Source organism: Rhizobium sp. AG207R, assembly GCF_027109195.1.
GTDB classification, from domain to species: Bacteria; Pseudomonadota; Alphaproteobacteria; order Rhizobiales; family Rhizobiaceae; genus Rhizobium; species Rhizobium dioscoreae.
Genome location: NZ_JAEPVT010000003.1, coordinates 292,429 through 309,725, shown reverse-complemented (window position 1 = coordinate 309,725; position 17,297 = coordinate 292,429). Strand labels below are relative to the sequence as shown.

Annotated in this window: 11 protein-coding genes and 2 pseudogenes; 7 read left to right on the top strand and 6 right to left on the bottom strand. The window is 61.8% G+C overall.

Translation table 11 applies throughout. From position 1 onward, the window contains the following. Nucleotides 1-95 precede the first annotated feature (95 nt). Entirely contained in the window at nt 96-401 is a 306-nt protein-coding gene (locus tag JJQ51_RS09005; RefSeq protein ID WP_112341489.1) for a hypothetical protein, read from the top strand. 23 nt (nt 402-424) lie between these two features. Here the strand turns inward: JJQ51_RS09005 and JJQ51_RS09000 are convergent, their stop codons facing one another. Further along, nucleotides 425-820, bottom strand: a complete 396-nt coding sequence (locus JJQ51_RS09000) for a type II toxin-antitoxin system VapC family toxin (protein ID WP_113353751.1) — start codon at nt 818-820, stop codon at nt 425-427. Next, nucleotides 820-1,047, bottom strand: coding sequence for a type II toxin-antitoxin system VapB family antitoxin (locus JJQ51_RS08995; protein WP_113353750.1), 228 nt, complete (start codon nt 1,045-1,047; stop codon nt 820-822). The genes JJQ51_RS09000 and JJQ51_RS08995 overlap by 1 nt, the downstream gene beginning before the upstream one ends. Nucleotides 1,048-1,214: 167 nt before the next feature. On the opposite strand from JJQ51_RS08995, the gene JJQ51_RS08990 reads away from it, so the two are divergent. Further along, on the top strand, nt 1,215-2,405 hold the full coding sequence (locus JJQ51_RS08990) for an acetyl-CoA C-acyltransferase (RefSeq protein WP_269244601.1): 1,191 nt from the start codon (nt 1,215-1,217) through the stop codon (nt 2,403-2,405). A gap of 229 nt (nt 2,406-2,634) precedes the next feature. On the opposite strand, the gene JJQ51_RS08985 is transcribed toward JJQ51_RS08990, so the two are convergent. Beyond that, complete coding sequence (locus JJQ51_RS08985; RefSeq protein WP_269244600.1) at nt 2,635-5,142, bottom strand: heavy metal translocating P-type ATPase; 2,508 nt, start codon at nt 5,140-5,142, stop codon at nt 2,635-2,637. Between the two features lie 171 nt (nt 5,143-5,313). Between JJQ51_RS08985 and JJQ51_RS08980 the strand changes: the two genes are divergently transcribed. The 4 genes from JJQ51_RS08980 to JJQ51_RS08965 all read left to right on the top strand — a co-directional run bounded on the left by JJQ51_RS08980 (nt 5,314) and on the right by JJQ51_RS08965 (nt 14,369). Continuing rightward, nucleotides 5,314-6,423: an RHE_PE00001 family protein gene (locus tag JJQ51_RS08980; RefSeq protein ID WP_113353747.1), complete on the top strand. Its 1,110-nt coding sequence runs from the start codon at nt 5,314-5,316 to the stop codon at nt 6,421-6,423. Between the two features lie 214 nt (nt 6,424-6,637). Then, nucleotides 6,638-8,146 (top strand): efflux RND transporter periplasmic adaptor subunit, encoded by a 1,509-nt coding sequence (locus JJQ51_RS08975; RefSeq protein WP_183809623.1) that lies wholly within the window; start codon nt 6,638-6,640, stop codon nt 8,144-8,146. Further along, complete coding sequence (locus JJQ51_RS08970) at nt 8,143-11,262, top strand: efflux RND transporter permease subunit (protein WP_269244599.1); 3,120 nt, start codon at nt 8,143-8,145, stop codon at nt 11,260-11,262. Before JJQ51_RS08975 ends, JJQ51_RS08970 begins: the two co-directional genes overlap by 4 nt. Then, nucleotides 11,259-14,369, top strand: a complete 3,111-nt coding sequence (locus JJQ51_RS08965) for an efflux RND transporter permease subunit (protein WP_113353744.1) — start codon at nt 11,259-11,261, stop codon at nt 14,367-14,369. Before JJQ51_RS08970 ends, JJQ51_RS08965 begins: the two co-directional genes overlap by 4 nt. A gap of 141 nt (nt 14,370-14,510) precedes the next feature. Here JJQ51_RS08965 and JJQ51_RS08960 read toward each other — a convergent pair. Both JJQ51_RS08960 and JJQ51_RS08955 read right to left on the bottom strand, forming a co-directional pair. After that, nucleotides 14,511-14,937 (bottom strand): annotated as a pseudogene (locus tag JJQ51_RS08960) (type II toxin-antitoxin system VapC family toxin). A gap of 76 nt (nt 14,938-15,013) precedes the next feature. Continuing rightward, nucleotides 15,014-15,616, bottom strand: a pseudogene (locus JJQ51_RS08955) (IS630 family transposase); the annotation flags it as partial. Nucleotides 15,617-15,684: 68 nt separating this feature from the next. Here JJQ51_RS08955 and JJQ51_RS08950 point away from each other — a divergent pair. Continuing rightward, entirely contained in the window at nt 15,685-16,710 is a 1,026-nt protein-coding gene (locus tag JJQ51_RS08950; RefSeq protein WP_269244598.1) for an IS110 family transposase, read from the top strand. Nucleotides 16,711-16,908: 198 nt separating this feature from the next. On the opposite strand, the gene JJQ51_RS08945 is transcribed toward JJQ51_RS08950, so the two are convergent. Further along, nucleotides 16,909-17,280 (bottom strand): helix-turn-helix domain-containing protein, encoded by a 372-nt coding sequence (locus JJQ51_RS08945; RefSeq protein WP_269244597.1) that lies wholly within the window; start codon nt 17,278-17,280, stop codon nt 16,909-16,911. Between the last annotated feature and the right edge of the window lie 17 nt (nt 17,281-17,297).

The window sequence follows — 17,297 nt, the reverse complement described above, 5'->3', positions numbered from 1 at the left end:
TTCAAATTCTTAACGATATTGACAGGCAAGCCGCTGTAATGTGGGCTGCCAGTTCCCATATGCAATCCGCGTCAACTCCCACAGGAGGCAGTCCCATGCTGCTCAGAACCCTCGCCATCTCCGCTCTCGTCCTCGGCATGTCCAGCGCCGCCATGGCGGAGCAGGCTCACAAGCATCATCCCAAGCGCGTCAATGTCGAGGCGTTCCAGGCCGATGTTGGCAATGTCGACCATTCCAAGGACGCAATTCTCCCGGACGGCACCATCAACACCGATCCGTCGGTGACAGGTCCGATCCGCGCCGGCGACTCCATTTCCCGCCTGCAATGCGCTGCTGCCCCTAACTCCGTCGGCGCTCGTTCGAGCACCTATAGTGCAGGCTCCGCTTCGCTTTGCCCGTAACGGCGTGATGGCTCGAGCTGGTCTTAAGCCAGCTCGATATCCGTCTGCTTGAACCGGTCGCTTTTCGACAATAGCGGCTGGCGATAATAGCGAGCGCAGGCATAGGTCATGCAATCGTCAAGGCTGAGGCGCGCCATATGGTCGCCTTGGCCATAGCGCTCGTAGGCCTCCGTCGCCAAGGTGGCGGCGCGGGGCGGCACAGCAAGCAGCTGAACGTTCATAAGCTGCAGAAACGTGCGGACAGCTTCGCCGGCCTCGGTCGGCGACAATCCCAAAGTATCGGAGACAAGGATTGCGGCATTCGCCGCGACAAGCGGCGAAGTCATTCGCGCTGTTGCCGGCTGCATGCGGATGGCGAAGGCACGCGCCTCCTCCTCGTCGGTCATCATCGCCGACAGCACTGAAGCGTCGATAAACATCAAATCTCTTCCGCTATGCCGGCGCTTTCGCTTTTGGCGGTGGCCTTCTGTTTGAGATTGCGGCAGAAAGTGACCGCGACGTCGGCAAGCGCCGGCTTGGTCAGCTCCTCATCCAGCGCCTTCTGCAAGGCAAGCCGCACGGCTTCCGTCTTGGTCGTGGCCTTGGTCAGCGCCTGATAGCGCCGCGCCAATCGATCAATGGCATCGTCCTTGATGTAAAGCGGCATGGAATATCCCTTTAAATTCTATGGATATCCTTAAGCTCTCTGCGCGAGGAAGGCAATCATGTGCGCCGTTGGCTGTATCCTACTTTCTGCGATATTTAGATGACGATCATCATCTAACGTGATAGGAATGGTCCGAAGATATGGTTTGCTGTCCGTGAGGAGATGTCATGTCCGCTCCCGATCCCATCGTCATCGTTTCCGCTACCCGCACGCCGCTGGGCCGTTTCCAGGGAGATCTCTCGCCCTTGCAGGCGCACGAGCTTGGCGCGCATGTCATCCGCGCGGCGCTGAGGCGTGCCGGTCTTTCGGCGGAGAAAGTGGATGAAGTTCTGTTTGGCTGCGTCCTGCCTGCGGGGCAGGGACAGGCGCCGGCCCGACAGGCTGCGCGCGGGGCCGGCCTGCCGGATGCCGTCGGCGCCACCACGATCAACAAGGTCTGCGGTTCCGGCATGAAGGCCACCATGCTGGCGCATGACCTACTTCTCGCTGGTTCGGTCTCGATCGCCGTTGCCGGCGGCATGGAATCCATGTCGAATGCGCCGTATCTGCTGGCCAAGGCTCGCGGCGGCTATCGCATGGGCCATGACCGCATCTTCGATCACATGATGCTCGACGGGCTCGAGGACGCCTACGAGAAGGGCCGTTCCATGGGCGATTTCGGCGAGCTGGCGGTTGAGGCCTATCAGTTTAGCCGCGACGATCAGGATGCTTATGCGGTCGAGACCTTATCGCGCGCCCGTGCCGCAACGGAGAACGGCGCCTTCGAAGCCGAAATCACCCCGGTTTCCATCATGGCGAAGGGCGGCCCCATTACCATTGCCAAGGACGAGCATCCGCAAAAGGTCTCGCCGGAAAAAATCCCGACACTGAAGCCCGCCTTCCGCAAGGATGGCACGATTACGGCGGCCAGCGCCTCAGCCAATGCCGATGGTGCGGCCGCGCTTATCCTGACACGCCGCTCGGTTGCCGAGCGCGAGGGATTGCCCATTCTTGCCGAGATCAAGGCGCATGCGACGCATTCCCAGGAGCCGGCCTGGTACACCACCGCGCCGATCCCGGCGATCCGCAAGCTGCTCGATAAGACCGGATGGAAGATCGGCGATGTCGATCTCTTCGAGATCAACGAGGCCTTCGCCGTTGTCGCCATGGCAGCTGCCAAGGAGCTCGGCATTGCTCGCGATCGTCTCAATGTCAACGGTGGCGCCTGCGCGCTCGGCCATCCCATCGGTGCGACCGGTGCGCGGCTGATCGTGACGCTGCTGCATGCGCTCGAGCGTCAGGGTGCAAGGAAGGGCGTCGCAGCCCTTTGCATCGGCGGCGGCGAGGCAACGGCGATTGCTGTGGAGCGGGTTGGGTAAGCGAATTCGGGCAAGTCAGGTGCATCTGCCGATGCCGCGCCTGCGAGTATGCCCCTCATCCTAGCCTTCTCCCCGCTTGGCGGGGAGAAGGGACGACCGCGCCAGACGGCGAATTTGCAGGCAGATCGTAGGCTATTAGATCAAAGCCCCCTCTCCCCGCTGGCGGGGAGAGGGCAGGAGTGAGGGGCCGCGTGGGTGCGGAGAAGGCGAACAAACGCGGTCGATGTCCTCATTTCACCAACCGCAGCCGGAGTGCGTTGGCGATCACCGAGACCGAGGACAGGCTCATCGCCGCTGCAGCGATCATCGGCGACAGAAGCAGGCCGAAGACCGGATAGAGCACGCCGGCTGCGAGCGGCACGCCGAGCGCATTGTAGCCAAAGGCGAAGGCAAGGTTCTGCTTGATGTTGCGGATGGTCGCTTCCGAGAGGTGGCGCGCCCGCACGATGCCGTTGAGATCGCCCTTCACCAGCGTGATGCCGGCGCTTTCCATGGCGACGTCGGCGCCCGTGCCCATGGCGATGCCAACATCGGCTGATGCAAGCGCGGGAGCGTCGTTGACGCCGTCGCCGGCCATGGCAACGATGCGGCCTTTGGCGCGTAGTTCGTCGATCAGTGCCTTCTTGCCTTCCGGCAGCATGTCGGCGCGTACTTCGTCGATGCCGAGCTGCTTCGCGACGGCAGCGGCGGTCTTGCCGTTGTCGCCGGTTGCCATGACGATGGTCAGGCCGCTCTCATGCAGCGCCTTGATGGCGGCGGCCGTGGTCGGCTTGATCCGGTCGGCGACGGCGACGAGGCCGGCAAACTTCCTGTCGATGGCGACGAACATGACGGTCTTGCCTTCGCCGCGCAAGCGCTCCGTCTCGGCCTTCAAGGCCTCGATCGAGACGCCAAGATCGGACATCATCGCCGCGTTGCCGAGGGCGATCGCGGCTTCGCCGGTGTGGCCCTCGACGCCTTTGCCTGTCACCGCCGCAAAGCCGGAGATCTCGACGAATCGCGCCTTGCGCTCCTCGGCGCCGGCGACGATCGCTTCGGCAAGCGGGTGTTCTGAGCCGCGCTCCAGGCTGGCAGCAAGCGAGAGCAGGCGGGCCTCGTCTGTGCCTGTCGCGGGGACGATGTCGGTCAGATTCGGCTTGCCCTCGGTCAGCGTGCCTGTCTTGTCGACGATCAGCGTGTCCACCTTGGCGAAGCGTTCCAGCGCCTCGGCATCGCGCACGAGTACGCCCTCATGTGCGCCTCGGCCCGTGGCGATCATGATCGACATAGGCGTTGCCAGCCCCAGCGCACAGGGGCAGGCGATGATCAGCACGGCGACGGCGGCAAGCAGCGCATGCGCCAGCCTCGGCTCCGGCCCGACAAAGGCCCAGACGGCGAAGGCGATAATGGCGGCCGCGACCACAGCCGGCACGAAAACGGCGGAGACGCGATCGACCATCGTCTGGATCGGCGCGCGCGAGCGCTGCGCCTTGGCGACAAGCTCGACGATGCGCGAGAGGGTGGTCTCGGCGCCGACCTTTTCGGCTTGCATGATGAGTCCGCCGTTCCTGTTGATGGTGCCGCCGGTCACGGCGTCGCCCGTGGCCTTTTCGACTGGCAGAGGTTCGCCCGTAATCATCGATTCGTCGACAGTTGATTGCCCTTCGATGACGGAGCCATCCACAGGGACGCGCTCGCCGGGGCGCACGCGTAGCCGGTCGCCGGCCTGGATTTCGTCGACAGGCACATCGGTTTCGCTGCCATCGGCGCCGATGCGCCGTGCTGTTTTCGGGGCGAGATCGAGAAGCGCGCGAATGGCCGAGCCGGTGCGTTCGCGGGCCTTCAGCTCGAGTACCTGGCCGACGAAGACCAATGCGACGATGACGGAAGCCGCCTCGAAATAGACGGGGACGCTCTCACCATGGCCTCGGAAGCTCATGGGAAACAGGCCGGGGGCGAGCGTGGCGATGACGCTATAGAGATAGGCGGTGCCGACGCCGAGACCGATCAGCGTCCACATATTGGGGCTGCGATTGACGAGCGAATTCCAGGCGCGGCGGAAGAAGGGCAGCGCCGCCCAAAGCACGACCGGCGTCGCGAGCAGAAGTTCGACCCATGTGGCAAGAGGTTCGCCGATCCAGTCGCGAATGGGCAAGCCGATCATCGGACCCATGCTGATAACAAGCAGCGGCAGTGATAGGGCGGCGCTGATCCAGAACCGGCGAGTGAAATCGGCAAGCTCCGGGTTCGGGCCGTGATCGGCGGCGGGAACACCCATCGGCTCCAGCGCCATGCCGCATTTCGGGCAGTCGCCGGGATGGTCGCTGATGACCTCGGGGTGCATCGGGCAGGTATAGAGCGTGCCCTTCGGCACCGGCTTTGGCGCCGGTTTGTTACCGTCGAGATAGGAGGCTGGATTTGCCTCGAACTTTGCCTTGCAACTGGCCGAGCAGAAATAGAATTTTTCGCCCTCGTGCTTTAGGAAGTGGCGGGCGGTGGCACGGTCCACCGGCATGCCGCAGACCGGGTCTTTCGCCGTGAGGTAGTTTTCCGGTGCAGCCTGGAACTTTGTACGGCAGCCGTCACTGCAGAAGTGGAAAGTACGGCCGCGATAATCCAGCGATGGCTTGCCAGCATCGGGATCGACGGTCATGCCGCAGACGGGATCGCGGATCACCACATCCTGAATGTCGGCATCATGATGATGGTGATGACCGTGGCCATGATGGCCGTGATCGTGCTCGTTGTGCTGTGCCATGTCTTACTCCTTTGCCCGAAAGGGCGTCGGAAAGCCTTATGAACCTTCCCATCGCTGGAAGGTCAAGACGGAAAATAGTGATTGCCATCCACAGTTCACAGGGTTGCCTTCCTATCTCGCCGCGGACGGCGATGATAAGTTCCGTTAGATCGATGCAATGATGTGATTCCAATGCGATATGATCTGACCACGCTGCAACTTGCCACGCTTCTGCCTGCCATCGTCAAGGCGGAGGATATGTTGGCGCGGCTGGATGAGCGTGTCTTGAGGCATGCGGTGGCGGATGGTTTTCGCGAGCGGGGGCACTTTTTCGATGCCGCTGGTGCGCTCTGGGTCGGCGGCGAACTCGTGCATGTGGAGGATCTCGTCCTGCATGATGCGCGCATGGATACGCGCACACCGACGCACGAGTTGACCATCGCCCATGCGGTGCTGCGTAGCAGGCGCCGCCTTTGGACCGCCGATCCTTCCTGGGGCCTGGAGGCGGCGGGTCTTGCCGTCCTGCGCGGTGACGTCGGCGAAACCGAAGACATCATTGCGCCGCGTTCGACGCCTGCCCCGGCCATGGAGCCGGACGAGCCGGTGGATGGGGAAGACGATTTCGGCGTTGATTTCGCCGAGATCGACGCGATCCTCGCCCGATCCGACAAGATCCTGAATGGCGGCGTTCCGGAAGCTCGGCAGCCGACCGTTGACGTTGACGATCCCCTTGCACTCATCCGTGATGAGGATTGGGATGAGGATGAGCGGCTGGAGAGCTGGCGCGCTGTCATTCGCGAGGCGGATCTGCTGCCGCCCGCTCTCGGCGCGGCGGTGCTTTTCGATGCCTGGGAGCGAATAGAGCCACTGCGGCGGCAGCATTGGCTCGGCGGCTTGCTGGTCAGCGCCTATCTGCGCAGCCGGGGCAAGGTCACATCCCATCTCTTTTGCCTGAATGTCGGCCTGAAAGCCGTCCGTCACGACCGCCGGCGTGCGCCAGATCGCACCACGCGGCTGACAGCCTTTCTCGAAGCCATGGCACTTTCGGCCGATTCAGGTCTGAAGGAGCTCGATCGCCTTTCGCTTGCCCGGCTGCAGATGGAGCTCCGGCTCAAGGATCGGCGGTCCAACAGCAGCTTGCCCGAAGTCATCGATATCGTGCTGTCGCGGCCCATCGTTTCGGCGAAGATGATCGCGCGTCATGTCGGCGTCACCTCCAGAGGTGCGCTCAATCTGGTGGCCGAACTCGGCCTGCGCGAGATGACAGGCCGTGGTCGCTACCGTGGCTGGGGCGTGCTTTGAGGCGCTGCAGCGGCTTGTGCGGGTAGACGCATCCACCTTGCAACCACAACCCTAGTTTTTCGTCCAATGTTACAGTTTGTTACGCTAAGTGGCGCTAAAATGGACAAAATTTAATGGCCATACCAAATTCCTAAGCGGCGCGATGCAAGCTAAGGTCGCGCCATGAATATCGGGGGATCGTCGATCACCCCGAGCTTTGAAGGAAGGTGCGTGAATGGCTCGGACGTTTCGGGTCGTCGTGTGGTTGGCTGTGATTGGCGTGGTTGGGTACGGCGCCTATGCGATCCGCGATCGTTGGCTTGGGCCGGCAGAGAAGCTGCTCGGCTATCAGAGCGCGGCTGCGCCAGGCGAGCAAGCCCAAGGTGAGCGCCGCGGCGGCCAGGGGCAGGGCGGCGGCAGCGGCAGACGGCGCGGCATGTCGCAGTTCGGCGGACCGGTTCCCGTACTTGCTGCCGATGCGACGACCGCCGATGTCCCCGTCTACATCAACGGCGTTGGGTCGGTGAAGGCGCTGAATACAGTGACAGTGCGCCCGCAGGTCAGCGGACGAATTGTCGAAATCAATTTCGTCGAGGGCCAGGACATCAAGAAGGGCGACGTCATCGCCCGCATCGACGATTCCGTCTATAGGGCACAGCTCGATCAGGCAATCGCCAAGAAGGCGCAGGACGAAGCTTTGCTCGCGGGTGCCCAGCGCGATCTAGCCCGCTACCAGATGATGGTGAAGAGCGCATCCGGTACGCAGCAACAGGTCGATACGCAGACTTCGCTGGTGGCCCAATATACCGCACAGGTCCAGGCGGATGTGGCTGCTATCGAGAGTGCGCAAGCAACGCTCGATTATACGACGATCAGGGCAGCCTTCGATGGGCGCACCGGCATCCGCAACGTCGATGTCGGCAATCTCGTCAGCTCGTCCGATGCGACCGGCATCGTAACGCTCTCGCAGATCAAGCCGATCTCCGTGCTGTTTTCCATTCCGCAGCAACAGCTTGCCCGCGTCAATGCGGCCAGTGCGGCCGGAACGCTTTCCGTTCAGGCTTTGGGCAACGATGGCGAGACGGTAGTCGACAATGGTTCGCTTGGAGTGGTCGACAATCAGGTCGATCCCACCACCGGCACGGTCAAGCTGAAGGCGAATTTCCCCAACGACAAGCTGGCGTTGTGGCCCGGTGCCTTCGTCAATGCCCGCCTGCTTGTGGAGACGCTGAAGGGCGTTACCGTCATTCCGAGCGGCGCCGTGCAGCGTGGCCCGAACGGAACCTTCGTCTATATCATCGGCCAGGACCAGACTGTTGCGATGAAGCCGGTGAAGGTGCGCCAGCAGGACGATACGCTTGCGGTCATCGCCGATGGCGTGACGCCCGGTGACAAGGTGGTGACGACCGGTTTCGCGCGGCTTCAGAATGGGTCGAAGGTGCAGATTTCGGCCAATCCGGATCAGGCGTCGCCGGCTGTTCCGTCAACCGACAATAACGGGCAGCCTGTTGCAGAGAACGACCAACAGAATGCTGCTTCAGGCACCGCAAATGCGAGCGAACGTCCGCATCGCCGCCACAACGGCCAGGGTGGTCAAGGCGGCCAAGGGCAGGGCGGTGCCGGCGGTCATAATGGCCATCGCGGCCAGGATGGTCAGTCAGCCGCCGCTGGCGAACAGGGTGCGGATACGGGCGGCGGCTCGGCCTCCAACAATTCCTCGGCTACGCCGACGCAGCAACAATGAACGTCTCGTCGCTCTTCATCTCCCGACCGATCGCCACCTCGCTCCTCGGGGTGGCGGTGCTCTTGGGCGGCATTCTCGGTTTTCTCTTCCTGCCGGTCGCGCCGTTGCCGCAGGTGGATTTTCCGACGATCCAAGTGACGACGCAGCTTCCGGGTGCCGATCCCGATACGATGGCGGCGCTTGTGACGGCGCCGCTGGAGCGGCCGCTCGGCCAAATCCCGTCGCTAGCTTCGATGACCTCGTCGAGCGCCTTTGGCATCAGCCAGATCACGCTCCAGTTCGATCTCGGCCGCGATATCGATGGCGCGGCGCAGGATGTTCAGGCGGCCATCAATGCCGCCGGATCGACCTTGCCGCGCACGCTTCCCTATCCGCCGACCTATTCGAAGGTGAACCCCGCCGATACGCCGATCGTGACGCTGGCTCTGCGCTCCAACAGCTATTCGATCCGCGAGCTCAGCGATTTTGCCGATACCATGATGGCGCAGCGCCTGAGCGAAGTGTCGGGGGTCGGCGACGTCAATATCCAGGGTGGCGTCAAGCCTGCCATCCGCATCCAGGCGGATCTGCCGCGTCTTGCCTCCTATGGACTTGCCCTGGAGGACATCCGTACGGCGATCACCAATGCCAGCGTTGCCGGTGCGAAGGGTTCGCTCGACGGCACGCAGCAAAGCTTCACGCTTGCCGCCAACGACCAGATCGTCGATCCGAACGTCTATAAATCGGTCATCGTTGCCTACCGCAACAGCGCGCCGGTGCAATTGAAGGACGTCGCAACCGTCGTCGAAGGACTGGAAAACAACCGCGTCGGCGCCTGGTATCAGGGCCAGCCCGCCGTCATTCTCGATATCATGCGTCAGCCGGGCGCCAACGTCATCCAGACGGTCGAGAATGTGCTGAAGCAGATCCCAAAGCTGAAGCAGGCGATGCCGGCCGGCGTCTCCCTTGATATCGTCAATGATCGCACCGAGACCATCCGCGCTTCGATCCATGATGTGCAATGGACGCTGGTTATCAGCATCGGTCTTGTCATCCTCGTCGTCCTGCTCTTCCTGCGGACGATGACGGCGACCTTCATTGCCGGCGTCGCGCTGCCGCTGTCGCTGATTGCCACTTTCGGCGTCATGTGGTTCGCCGGCTTCAGTCTCGACAATCTCTCGCTGATGGCACTGACGATCGGCACCGGCTTCGTCGTCGACGACGCCATCGTGATGATCGAGAACATCGCGCGCCATATCGAAGAGGGCGAAAATCCGATGCAGGCGGCGCTGAAGGGTGCCGGCGAAATCGGCTTCACGATCATTTCGCTGACCGTCTCGCTGGTTGCGGTCTTCATTCCACTGCTGTTCATGACTGGCATTGTCGGCCGCATGTTCCGCGAATTCGCACTGACGCTCACCATTGCCGTCGTCGTGTCGGCCGTGGTCTCGCTGACGCTCACGCCGATGATGTGCGCGCGTATCTTGCGCAAGCCGAAAGAGCATCAGGGCGGCTTTCTGGCCGGTGCCGACCGTTTCACCGACTGGATGGTTGAAGGCTATCGGCGCAGCCTTGTCTGGGCCGTGGATCGCAGCCCTCTCATGCTGCTGATGACGGTGGTGACGCTGGCTGCGACGATCGCGCTTTATGTCGTCATCCCCAAGGGCTTTCTGCCGGCGCAGGACACGGGCCTCATCACCGCCGTCATCGAAGCCGAGCCGACGACCTCCTTCGAAATCATGAAGCAGATCCAGGCTGATGTGACCGACCGGCTGCGCAAGGATCCGGATGTTGCCGGCGTCGTTGCCGTCATAGGCGCCAGCGCGAGCAATCTGACGCTCAACACCGGCAATCTCAGTCTCGTGCTGAAGCCGCGGAGTGAGCGTAACGCGTCCGCCGATAAGATCATCGAGAGGATGCGCGGCGAGGTGACGGGCTTGCCCGGCATCCACGTCACCTTCCAGAGCGTGCGCGACATCTCGATCAGCACCAGGGCCAGCCGTGCGCCCTACCAATATACCCTTACGGGCACGGACACGAATACGGTGGTCGACTGGGCGCAGAAGCTTGTCCAGCGGCTGCAGGAAAGCCCGAAGCTGACGGATGTCGCCTCCGAAGTGGAGATGGGCGGCGGGCGTATCTTCGTCGATGTCAATCGCGAGACTGCTTCGCGGCTCGGTGTATCGATGCAGGCTGTCAGCGATACTTTGAATGATGCCTTCGGCCAGCGGCAGATCGCGACGATCTACGGCCAGGCCAACCAGTATCGCGTCATCCTGGAGGCGGCACCGCTATATCAGTCGGATCCGAAATCTCTCGACAAACTCTATGTCGCCGGCGCCAGCGACACGCAGGTGCCGCTCAACGCCTTCACGACGGCGAGTTTCACGACCGCGCCGCTGGTCATCAGCCATGATGAGCAGTTCCCGGCCGTGACGCTCAGCTTCGATCTCGCCAAGGGGGCGTCGCTCAGCGATGCCGTCGCCGAGATCAAGGCGGCGGAGCTGGATATCGGCATGCCCGATAATATCCAGCGCAAATATTCCGGCGATGCCGAAGAGTTTGCATCCTCGCTCGCGGGTGAACCCTGGCTGATCCTGGCGGCAGTCGTGACGATCTATATCGTGCTCGGCCTGCTCTATGAGAGTGCCGTGCATCCGGTGACGATCCTGTCGACACTGCCTTCGGCCGGTGTCGGCGCGCTGCTGGCGCTGATGCTGTTCGGGCAGGATCTGTCGATTATCGCGCTCATCGGCATCGTGCTCCTGATGGGTATCGTCAAGAAGAATGCGATCATGATGATCGACTTCGCGTTGGAGGCGGAGCGCAAGGAAGGCCTGGAGCCGCGCGAGGCCATTCTGAAAGCCTCGATCCTGCGTTTCCGGCCGATCATGATGACCACGCTCGCAGCACTCTTCGGCGCGCTGCCGCTGGCACTGGCGCAGGGCACGGGCGCCGAGCTGCGTATTCCGCTTGGCATCACCATCATCGGCGGTCTCGTGTTGTCACAACTCCTGACGCTCTATACGACGCCGGTGATCTATCTCGCCTTCGAGCGCCTGCGCGCCAAGATCGTCGGCCGCACTAGTGGCATGCCGAGCGCCGAGATGAACGAATTGGCGGGTGGCGAGAGATGAACATCTCCGAGCCGTTTATCAAACGCCCTGTCGGGACGACGCTTCTGGCGATCGGGCTGATGATCCTCGGCATCGTTGCCTATCGCTTCCTGCCAGTCGCGAGCCTGCCGACCGTCGATCTGCCGACAATCGTCGTTTCCTCAAGCCGCCCAGGGGCCGATCCGGCCAGTATGGCGGCGAGCGTGGCCGCCCCACTGGAGCGTCATCTCGGGACCATTGCCGGCGTTACGCAATTGACGTCCGTCAGCTCGCTCGGCTCGAGTACGATCATCGTCCAGTTCGATCTCTCGCGTAGCGTGGATGGTGCGGCGCAGGATGTGCAGGCGGCGTTGAACGCGGCTGCGACGGACCTGCCCGGCGATCTGCCCACTCTCCCGTCCTTCCGCAAGATCAATCCGGCGGCGGCCCCGGTTCTCATCCTGGCGCTGACCTCAGACAATGTCTCTCCGAGCGCTATTTATGATGCGGCGGATACAGTTGTGGTGCAGCGCATCTCGCAGGTCGATGGCGTCGGCGGGGTGACCGTGAGCGGCGCCGATCAACCCGCCATCCGCGTCCGGCTGGATCCGGACCGGCTTTCGGCGATGGGCCTGTCGCTCGATGCCGTTCGCACGGCGATCGTCAACGCCAACGTGCTCGGGCCTTTCGGTTCGATCGACGGTGCCGGCGGCGCTTTCTCCGTTGCCGTCAACAGCCAGTTGAAGACGCCGGAAGCCTACGGACGGATCATCGTACAGAGCGGGGATGGCACCGCCGTTCGCCTCTCCGACATCGCCACTGTCGAGCCTGGGGTGCGCAACAGCCGCTCGGATGCCTGGTATGACGGCAAGCCAGCCGTGCTGCTCAACATCACCAAGCAGGCGGATGCGAACGTCATCGCCACCGTCGATGGCGTCAAGCAGCTGATCCCCGAACTGCAGCGGCTCATTCCCGCCGGTGTGAATATCTCGATCCTTTCCGATCGCACGACGACGATCCATGCCAGCGTCAACGACATGCAGTGGACGCTGCTTGCCACCATTTGTCTGGTCATGGCCGTCGTCTTCGTGTTCCTGCGGCGCACTACCCCCACAGTCGCTGCCGGCGTCACTGTGCCGCTATCGCTCGCCGGCACTTTTGCCGCGATGTGGCTCTTCGGGCTGTCGATCGACAATCTCTCGCTGATGGCGCTTGCCGTATCCGTCGGCTTCGTCGTCGATGATGCCATCGTCATGATCGAGAATATCTATGCCAATCTGGAAACGGGCATGAAGCCGATGCGGGCAGCGCTCGAAGGCGCCAAGCAGATCGGCTTTACCGTCATTTCCATCAGCCTGTCGCTGCTTGCCGCCTTCATTCCACTATTCTTCATGGGCGGCATCGTCGGTCGCTTCTTCCAGACCTTCTCGCTGACGCTCGGCTTTACCATCGTCGTTTCGACGCTCGTGTCCCTGACGCTGACGCCGATGATCTGCGGCCATCGCCTGCGCCAGCACGATATCGATGCCCGGCCTGGCCTGTTCGGCCGCATCGTCGAGGGCACACTGGGTGCGATTACCGGCTTTTATGGCCGGACGCTACGGGCGGTGCTGCACCACCGTTTCCTTTCCGTGGTCGTCATCATCGCTTGCGTGGTCATGTCGGGCTATCTCTACGTCAAGGTTCCGAAGGGCTTCATTCCGCAGGACGATACCGGTTTCATCCAGGGCGGAACGCAGGCTGCGACCGATATTTCCTATCCCGCCATGGTCAAGCTGCAGCAACAGGCGGCGGATATCGCTTCGAAGGATCCCGCCGTTTCCGGTATTGGCTCTTCCGTCGGCGGTGGCGGCTTTTCCAGCTCCATCAATCGTGGCCAGCTTTTCATCTCGCTGAAGCCGGAATCGGAGCGTGCGCCAACAGCCGAGGTCATAGACAGGCTGCGCAAGCAGCTGATGGCCGTTCCCGGCCTCAGCACCTTCCTGTTTTCGCCGGGCGATATCCGCGCCGGCGCGCGCCAGTCGCAATCGCAGTATCAGTTCACGCTCTGGGGTGCGAATTACGATGAGCTGGTGGAATGGGCGCCCAAGGTGCTGGAGCGGATGCAGGCCCTGCCGGGATTGACCGATGTCGCGACCGACAGGCAGCCCAACGGCCTGCAGGCGACCGTCAATATCGACCGCAGTCTTGCCTCCCAGCTCGGCGTCAACATCCAGTCTATCGATTCCGCGCTCAACAATGCCTTCGCGCAGCGGCAGATCTCGACGATCTACACGCAGCGCAACCAGTATCGCGTCGTGCTGGAGGCGGACCCGAACTATGCGCTCGATCCGCATGACATTTCGAAGCTCTATGTGCCCGCCTCCGGCGGTACGCAAGTGCCGTTGAGCGCAGTGGCGTCGATCGACCGCACGCTGGCGCCACTGGTGGTCAATCACCAGGGTCAATATCCCTCCGTCACCATCTCCTACAATCTGGCGCTCAACACGCCGCTGCAGGTCGCCAACGATGCCATCCAGAAGGCGGTGCTGGACATGCACCTGCCCGACACGCTGCATGCTGATTTCGCCGGCGATTCGGCGAGCGTCACCCAATCTTCCGGCAGCCAGCCGCTCTTGCTGCTGGCGGCACTGCTGACGGTCTATATCGTCCTCGGCATCCTCTATGAGAGCCTGGCGCATCCGCTGACGATCATCTCGACGCTGCCGTCCGCCGGCCTCGGCGCGCTGATGGCGCTTGCGATCAGCGGTACCGAGCTGACGATCATCGCCTTCATCGGCATCATCCTGCTGATCGGCATCGTCAAGAAGAACGGCATCATGATGGTGGACTTCGCGCTGCAGGGCGAGCGCATACTCGGCCTGTCTTCGGAAGAGGCCATCTATCAGGCGTGCCTGAAGCGTTTCCGGCCGATCCTGATGACGACGCTGGCAGCATTGATGGGCGCCATCCCGCTGATCATCGCCACCGGCCCCGGTTCGGAGCTGCGACGCCCGCTCGGGATCACCATCGTCGGCGGCCTCGTCGTGTCGCAGGTGCTGACGCTCTATACCACGCCGATCATCTACCTGATGCTTGCCAAGCTGCATGCGAAATGGTCGCCGAAGGCGCAAGCTTCGGCACCGCCAATATCGCCGCAATCAACTTGAGCGGTTAGAGCGTGATGCTGAAAAGTGTGAGGCGATTTCGAACGGCATAACGCTCTATTTCGTTGATTTCAGAGCAGATTCAGATTTTAGGTCGGCTCGACCTAAAATCATCCGGCTCTAGCGATGTATGGACGGACCGGATCAGCCCTTATAGTCCCACGGATTGACGACAGTTATTCCGGTGTCCAGGAAATCGGACACATTGCGGGTGGCAAGGGTTGCTCCTCGCGACGTTACAATTGCGGCGATCTGAGCATCGAATTGGCTGATCGGCTTGCCGGCCCGACGCCGCGATGTTGCAATGAAGGAATAAGCTCCTGCGGCTTCGCTATCGAAGGGTAAAGCTCTTCCGGCGAAATCCTCTTCGAATATGGGGAGAATAGCAGCTTCCAATTCGCTTCGGTGTCGGCCCATAGGCAGCAGCCGGAGTCCGTAAAGGATTTCCGCCTGCGTCGTTGCCGTCGTAAAGATGGAAAGAGAAGGCTGAGCGGCCAGCCACGCTTCAACCATTGGCGATGGCGATGGGTGCCAATAGGTCAGAAATGACATTTGTGTCGAGAATGATCATGGATCGAGATCGACCAGGCGGATCGGTTCATGGGGAGCCATATCCAGCAGGACCCCACCACTAGAGCATCGTGCATTCAGGTGTACCCTGCGGCTTTGAAGTAATTCTGGCATTCGGTTGATGAGTAGAGCTCGCAGATATTGCCGATTGCCTGCCAGAGTCCGTCGATGGTGCGAATGGCTCGGGCTCGGAGATGTGCCTTCAATTTCGAGAAGGCCATCTCGATCGGGTTGAGATCGGGACTGTAGGGCGGCAGGAACAGCATCCAGGCCCCGCGCGCCCTGATGGCGGCTTCGGCCTTTGGGCTCTTGTGGGCGGCCAGATTGTCGAGAATGACGACATCGCCTGCAGACAGGGTCGGGGCCAGTTGGGTTTCGACATAGGCCTCGAAGATGCGCCGGTTCATCGGCCGGTCGACGACGAAGGGCGCGGTGAGCCCGAAGCATCTGAGGCCAGCGATGAAGGTCTGCGTCTTCCAATGCCCGAACGGCGCCTTGGCGCGCAGACGCTGGCCCTTCGGGCATCGGCCGCGCAGGCGGATCATTTTTGTCGTCGTGCCGGTTTCGTCGAGGAATACCAGCCGATGCGGCTCAAGGCGCATCTTCGGTTGGCGCTTTGTTGTCCATTCCTCGCGCGCCTTTGTGATGTCCGGCCGATCTTGCTCGCTGGCCAGCAGCGTTTATGGAATGGCTCGCCCACCCAGCCTCCTGCACAATGGCGCAGGATCAATCGAGAAAGGGACGGGTCATGCAGATCGCATTATTGGGAATCGACCTCGGTAAGAATAGCTGCAGCGTGGCGGGGATTGATGCGGCCGGTCAGGTCCTTCTGCGCCGGCGACTTCACCGTGACAGCATTGTGAAACTGGCCGCAAAGTTTCCCGGGTGTATCGTCGCGATGGAAGCGTGCTGCGGCGCTCATCATCTCGGCCGCGTGCTGCGAAAGCAAGGTCATGTCGTTCGTCTCATGTCGCCGGAATACGTGCGCCCCTACGTGAAGGCGCAGAAGAATGACGACCATGACGCTGAGGCAATTGCTGAAGCGGCGACCCGACCAACAATGCGGTTCGTCGAACTCAAGACCGAGGAACAACTCGACCTGCAGAGCCTTCATCGCGCCAGAGATCGTTTGGTCGGTGAGCGGACCGCCCTCATCAATCAACTGCGTGCAATTCTTCTAGAACGCGGCATCACTGTTCCTCAGGGGCGCAAGAAGCTTGAGAGCGTCCTGCCGCAGGTGATCGAAAGCAGCGGCGATTTGTTGACCGATCGGATCCGCCGTTTGCTCAAAGAGATGTGGCAGGATCTTCGCGATCTCTCCGAGCGCATCTCATCATTTGATGATGAGTTCACTGCCTTTTCCCGCGATGATGCCTCGTGTCAGAGACTGGAATCGATCCCCGGCATAGGATCATTGAACGCAACCGCCTTTGTTGCTGCGATCGACCAGGCACAAGCCTTTGCTCGCGGCCGAGATCTTGCGGCCTGGTTGGGACTGGTACCGCGACAGATGACGACCGGAGGCAGACCCAAGCTCTTGGGCATCACCAAACGTGGAAATGGTTACCTTCGCCGAATGCTGATTCATGGTGCTAGAGCTGCTATGCCGCACTTGGCGCGAACCCAGACTGCAACGGGATCGTGGTTGCGCCGACTGATCGCGCGCGCCCATCCGAATGTCGTTGTCGTCGCATTGGCGGCAAAGATGGCCCGGATCATTTGGGCGGTCTTGCAGAAACGTGTGACGTTCGAACACACAGCCGCCGCCTTGTAATCGAGGCGCTGCTGCCTCGCGAGTATCTGCGGGCGGAATGAGGAAGATGGCCTGACAGTTAGACGACGCCTTGAAAACCCGATCAAAAAGATGGCGGATCTCGCCGAAGCGTTTATGAGGATCAGGGCGTGCGGAGCTCCATCTTGGCCAAGGCGTGCCTTGAGACCGGATACGTTGGTGCAGATTGATCAGGCGCTTTCAGACCACTTGCAGACGGGCGAGCCATACGTTTTTGAAGCGATAGCCATTGCGGATCAGCCAGCGCGAGATCGATGAGGGGGCGACGGTCGTGCCCTGGCCGGCCAGTTCGGCTGCCAGTTCCGGCATGGTGATGTCGTCTTTCTCAGCCACCCGGCCCATCAGGAACTCCCGATGCGGATCGAGCTTGGAGTAGCGCCAGCCGCCTCCGGGCTTCGGTGACAGGCTACCGGACTGACGATAGGCCGACATCAGCTTTACGGCGAAGGAAACCGAAACGCCAAAATGCCCAGCCGCCGCATGTCGTGATTGGCCACCCTCAACAAAGCGGACAATGCGCTCCCGCAGATCAAGTGAATAGGCTTTGGTCATCGCAAATCACCTCCGAA

Coding starts and splice junctions, on each gene's coding strand:
- JJQ51_RS08980 (WP_113353747.1), top strand. CDS start 5,314: ATGCGATATGATCTGACCACGCTGCAACTTGCCACGCTTCTGCCTGCC.
- JJQ51_RS08970 (WP_269244599.1), top strand. CDS start 8,143: ATGAACGTCTCGTCGCTCTTCATCTCCCGACCGATCGCCACCTCGCTC.
- JJQ51_RS08965 (WP_113353744.1), top strand. CDS start 11,259: ATGAACATCTCCGAGCCGTTTATCAAACGCCCTGTCGGGACGACGCTT.
- JJQ51_RS08985 (WP_269244600.1), bottom strand. CDS start 5,142: ATGGCACAGCACAACGAGCACGATCACGGCCATCATGGCCACGGTCAT.
- JJQ51_RS09005 (WP_112341489.1), top strand. CDS start 96: ATGCTGCTCAGAACCCTCGCCATCTCCGCTCTCGTCCTCGGCATGTCC.
- JJQ51_RS08995 (WP_113353750.1), bottom strand. CDS start 1,047: ATGCCGCTTTACATCAAGGACGATGCCATTGATCGATTGGCGCGGCGC.
- JJQ51_RS08950 (WP_269244598.1), top strand. CDS start 15,685: ATGCAGATCGCATTATTGGGAATCGACCTCGGTAAGAATAGCTGCAGC.
- JJQ51_RS08975 (WP_183809623.1), top strand. CDS start 6,638: ATGGCTCGGACGTTTCGGGTCGTCGTGTGGTTGGCTGTGATTGGCGTG.
- JJQ51_RS08990 (WP_269244601.1), top strand. CDS start 1,215: ATGTCCGCTCCCGATCCCATCGTCATCGTTTCCGCTACCCGCACGCCG.
- JJQ51_RS08945 (WP_269244597.1), bottom strand. CDS start 17,280: ATGACCAAAGCCTATTCACTTGATCTGCGGGAGCGCATTGTCCGCTTT.
- JJQ51_RS09000 (WP_113353751.1), bottom strand. CDS start 820: ATGTTTATCGACGCTTCAGTGCTGTCGGCGATGATGACCGACGAGGAG.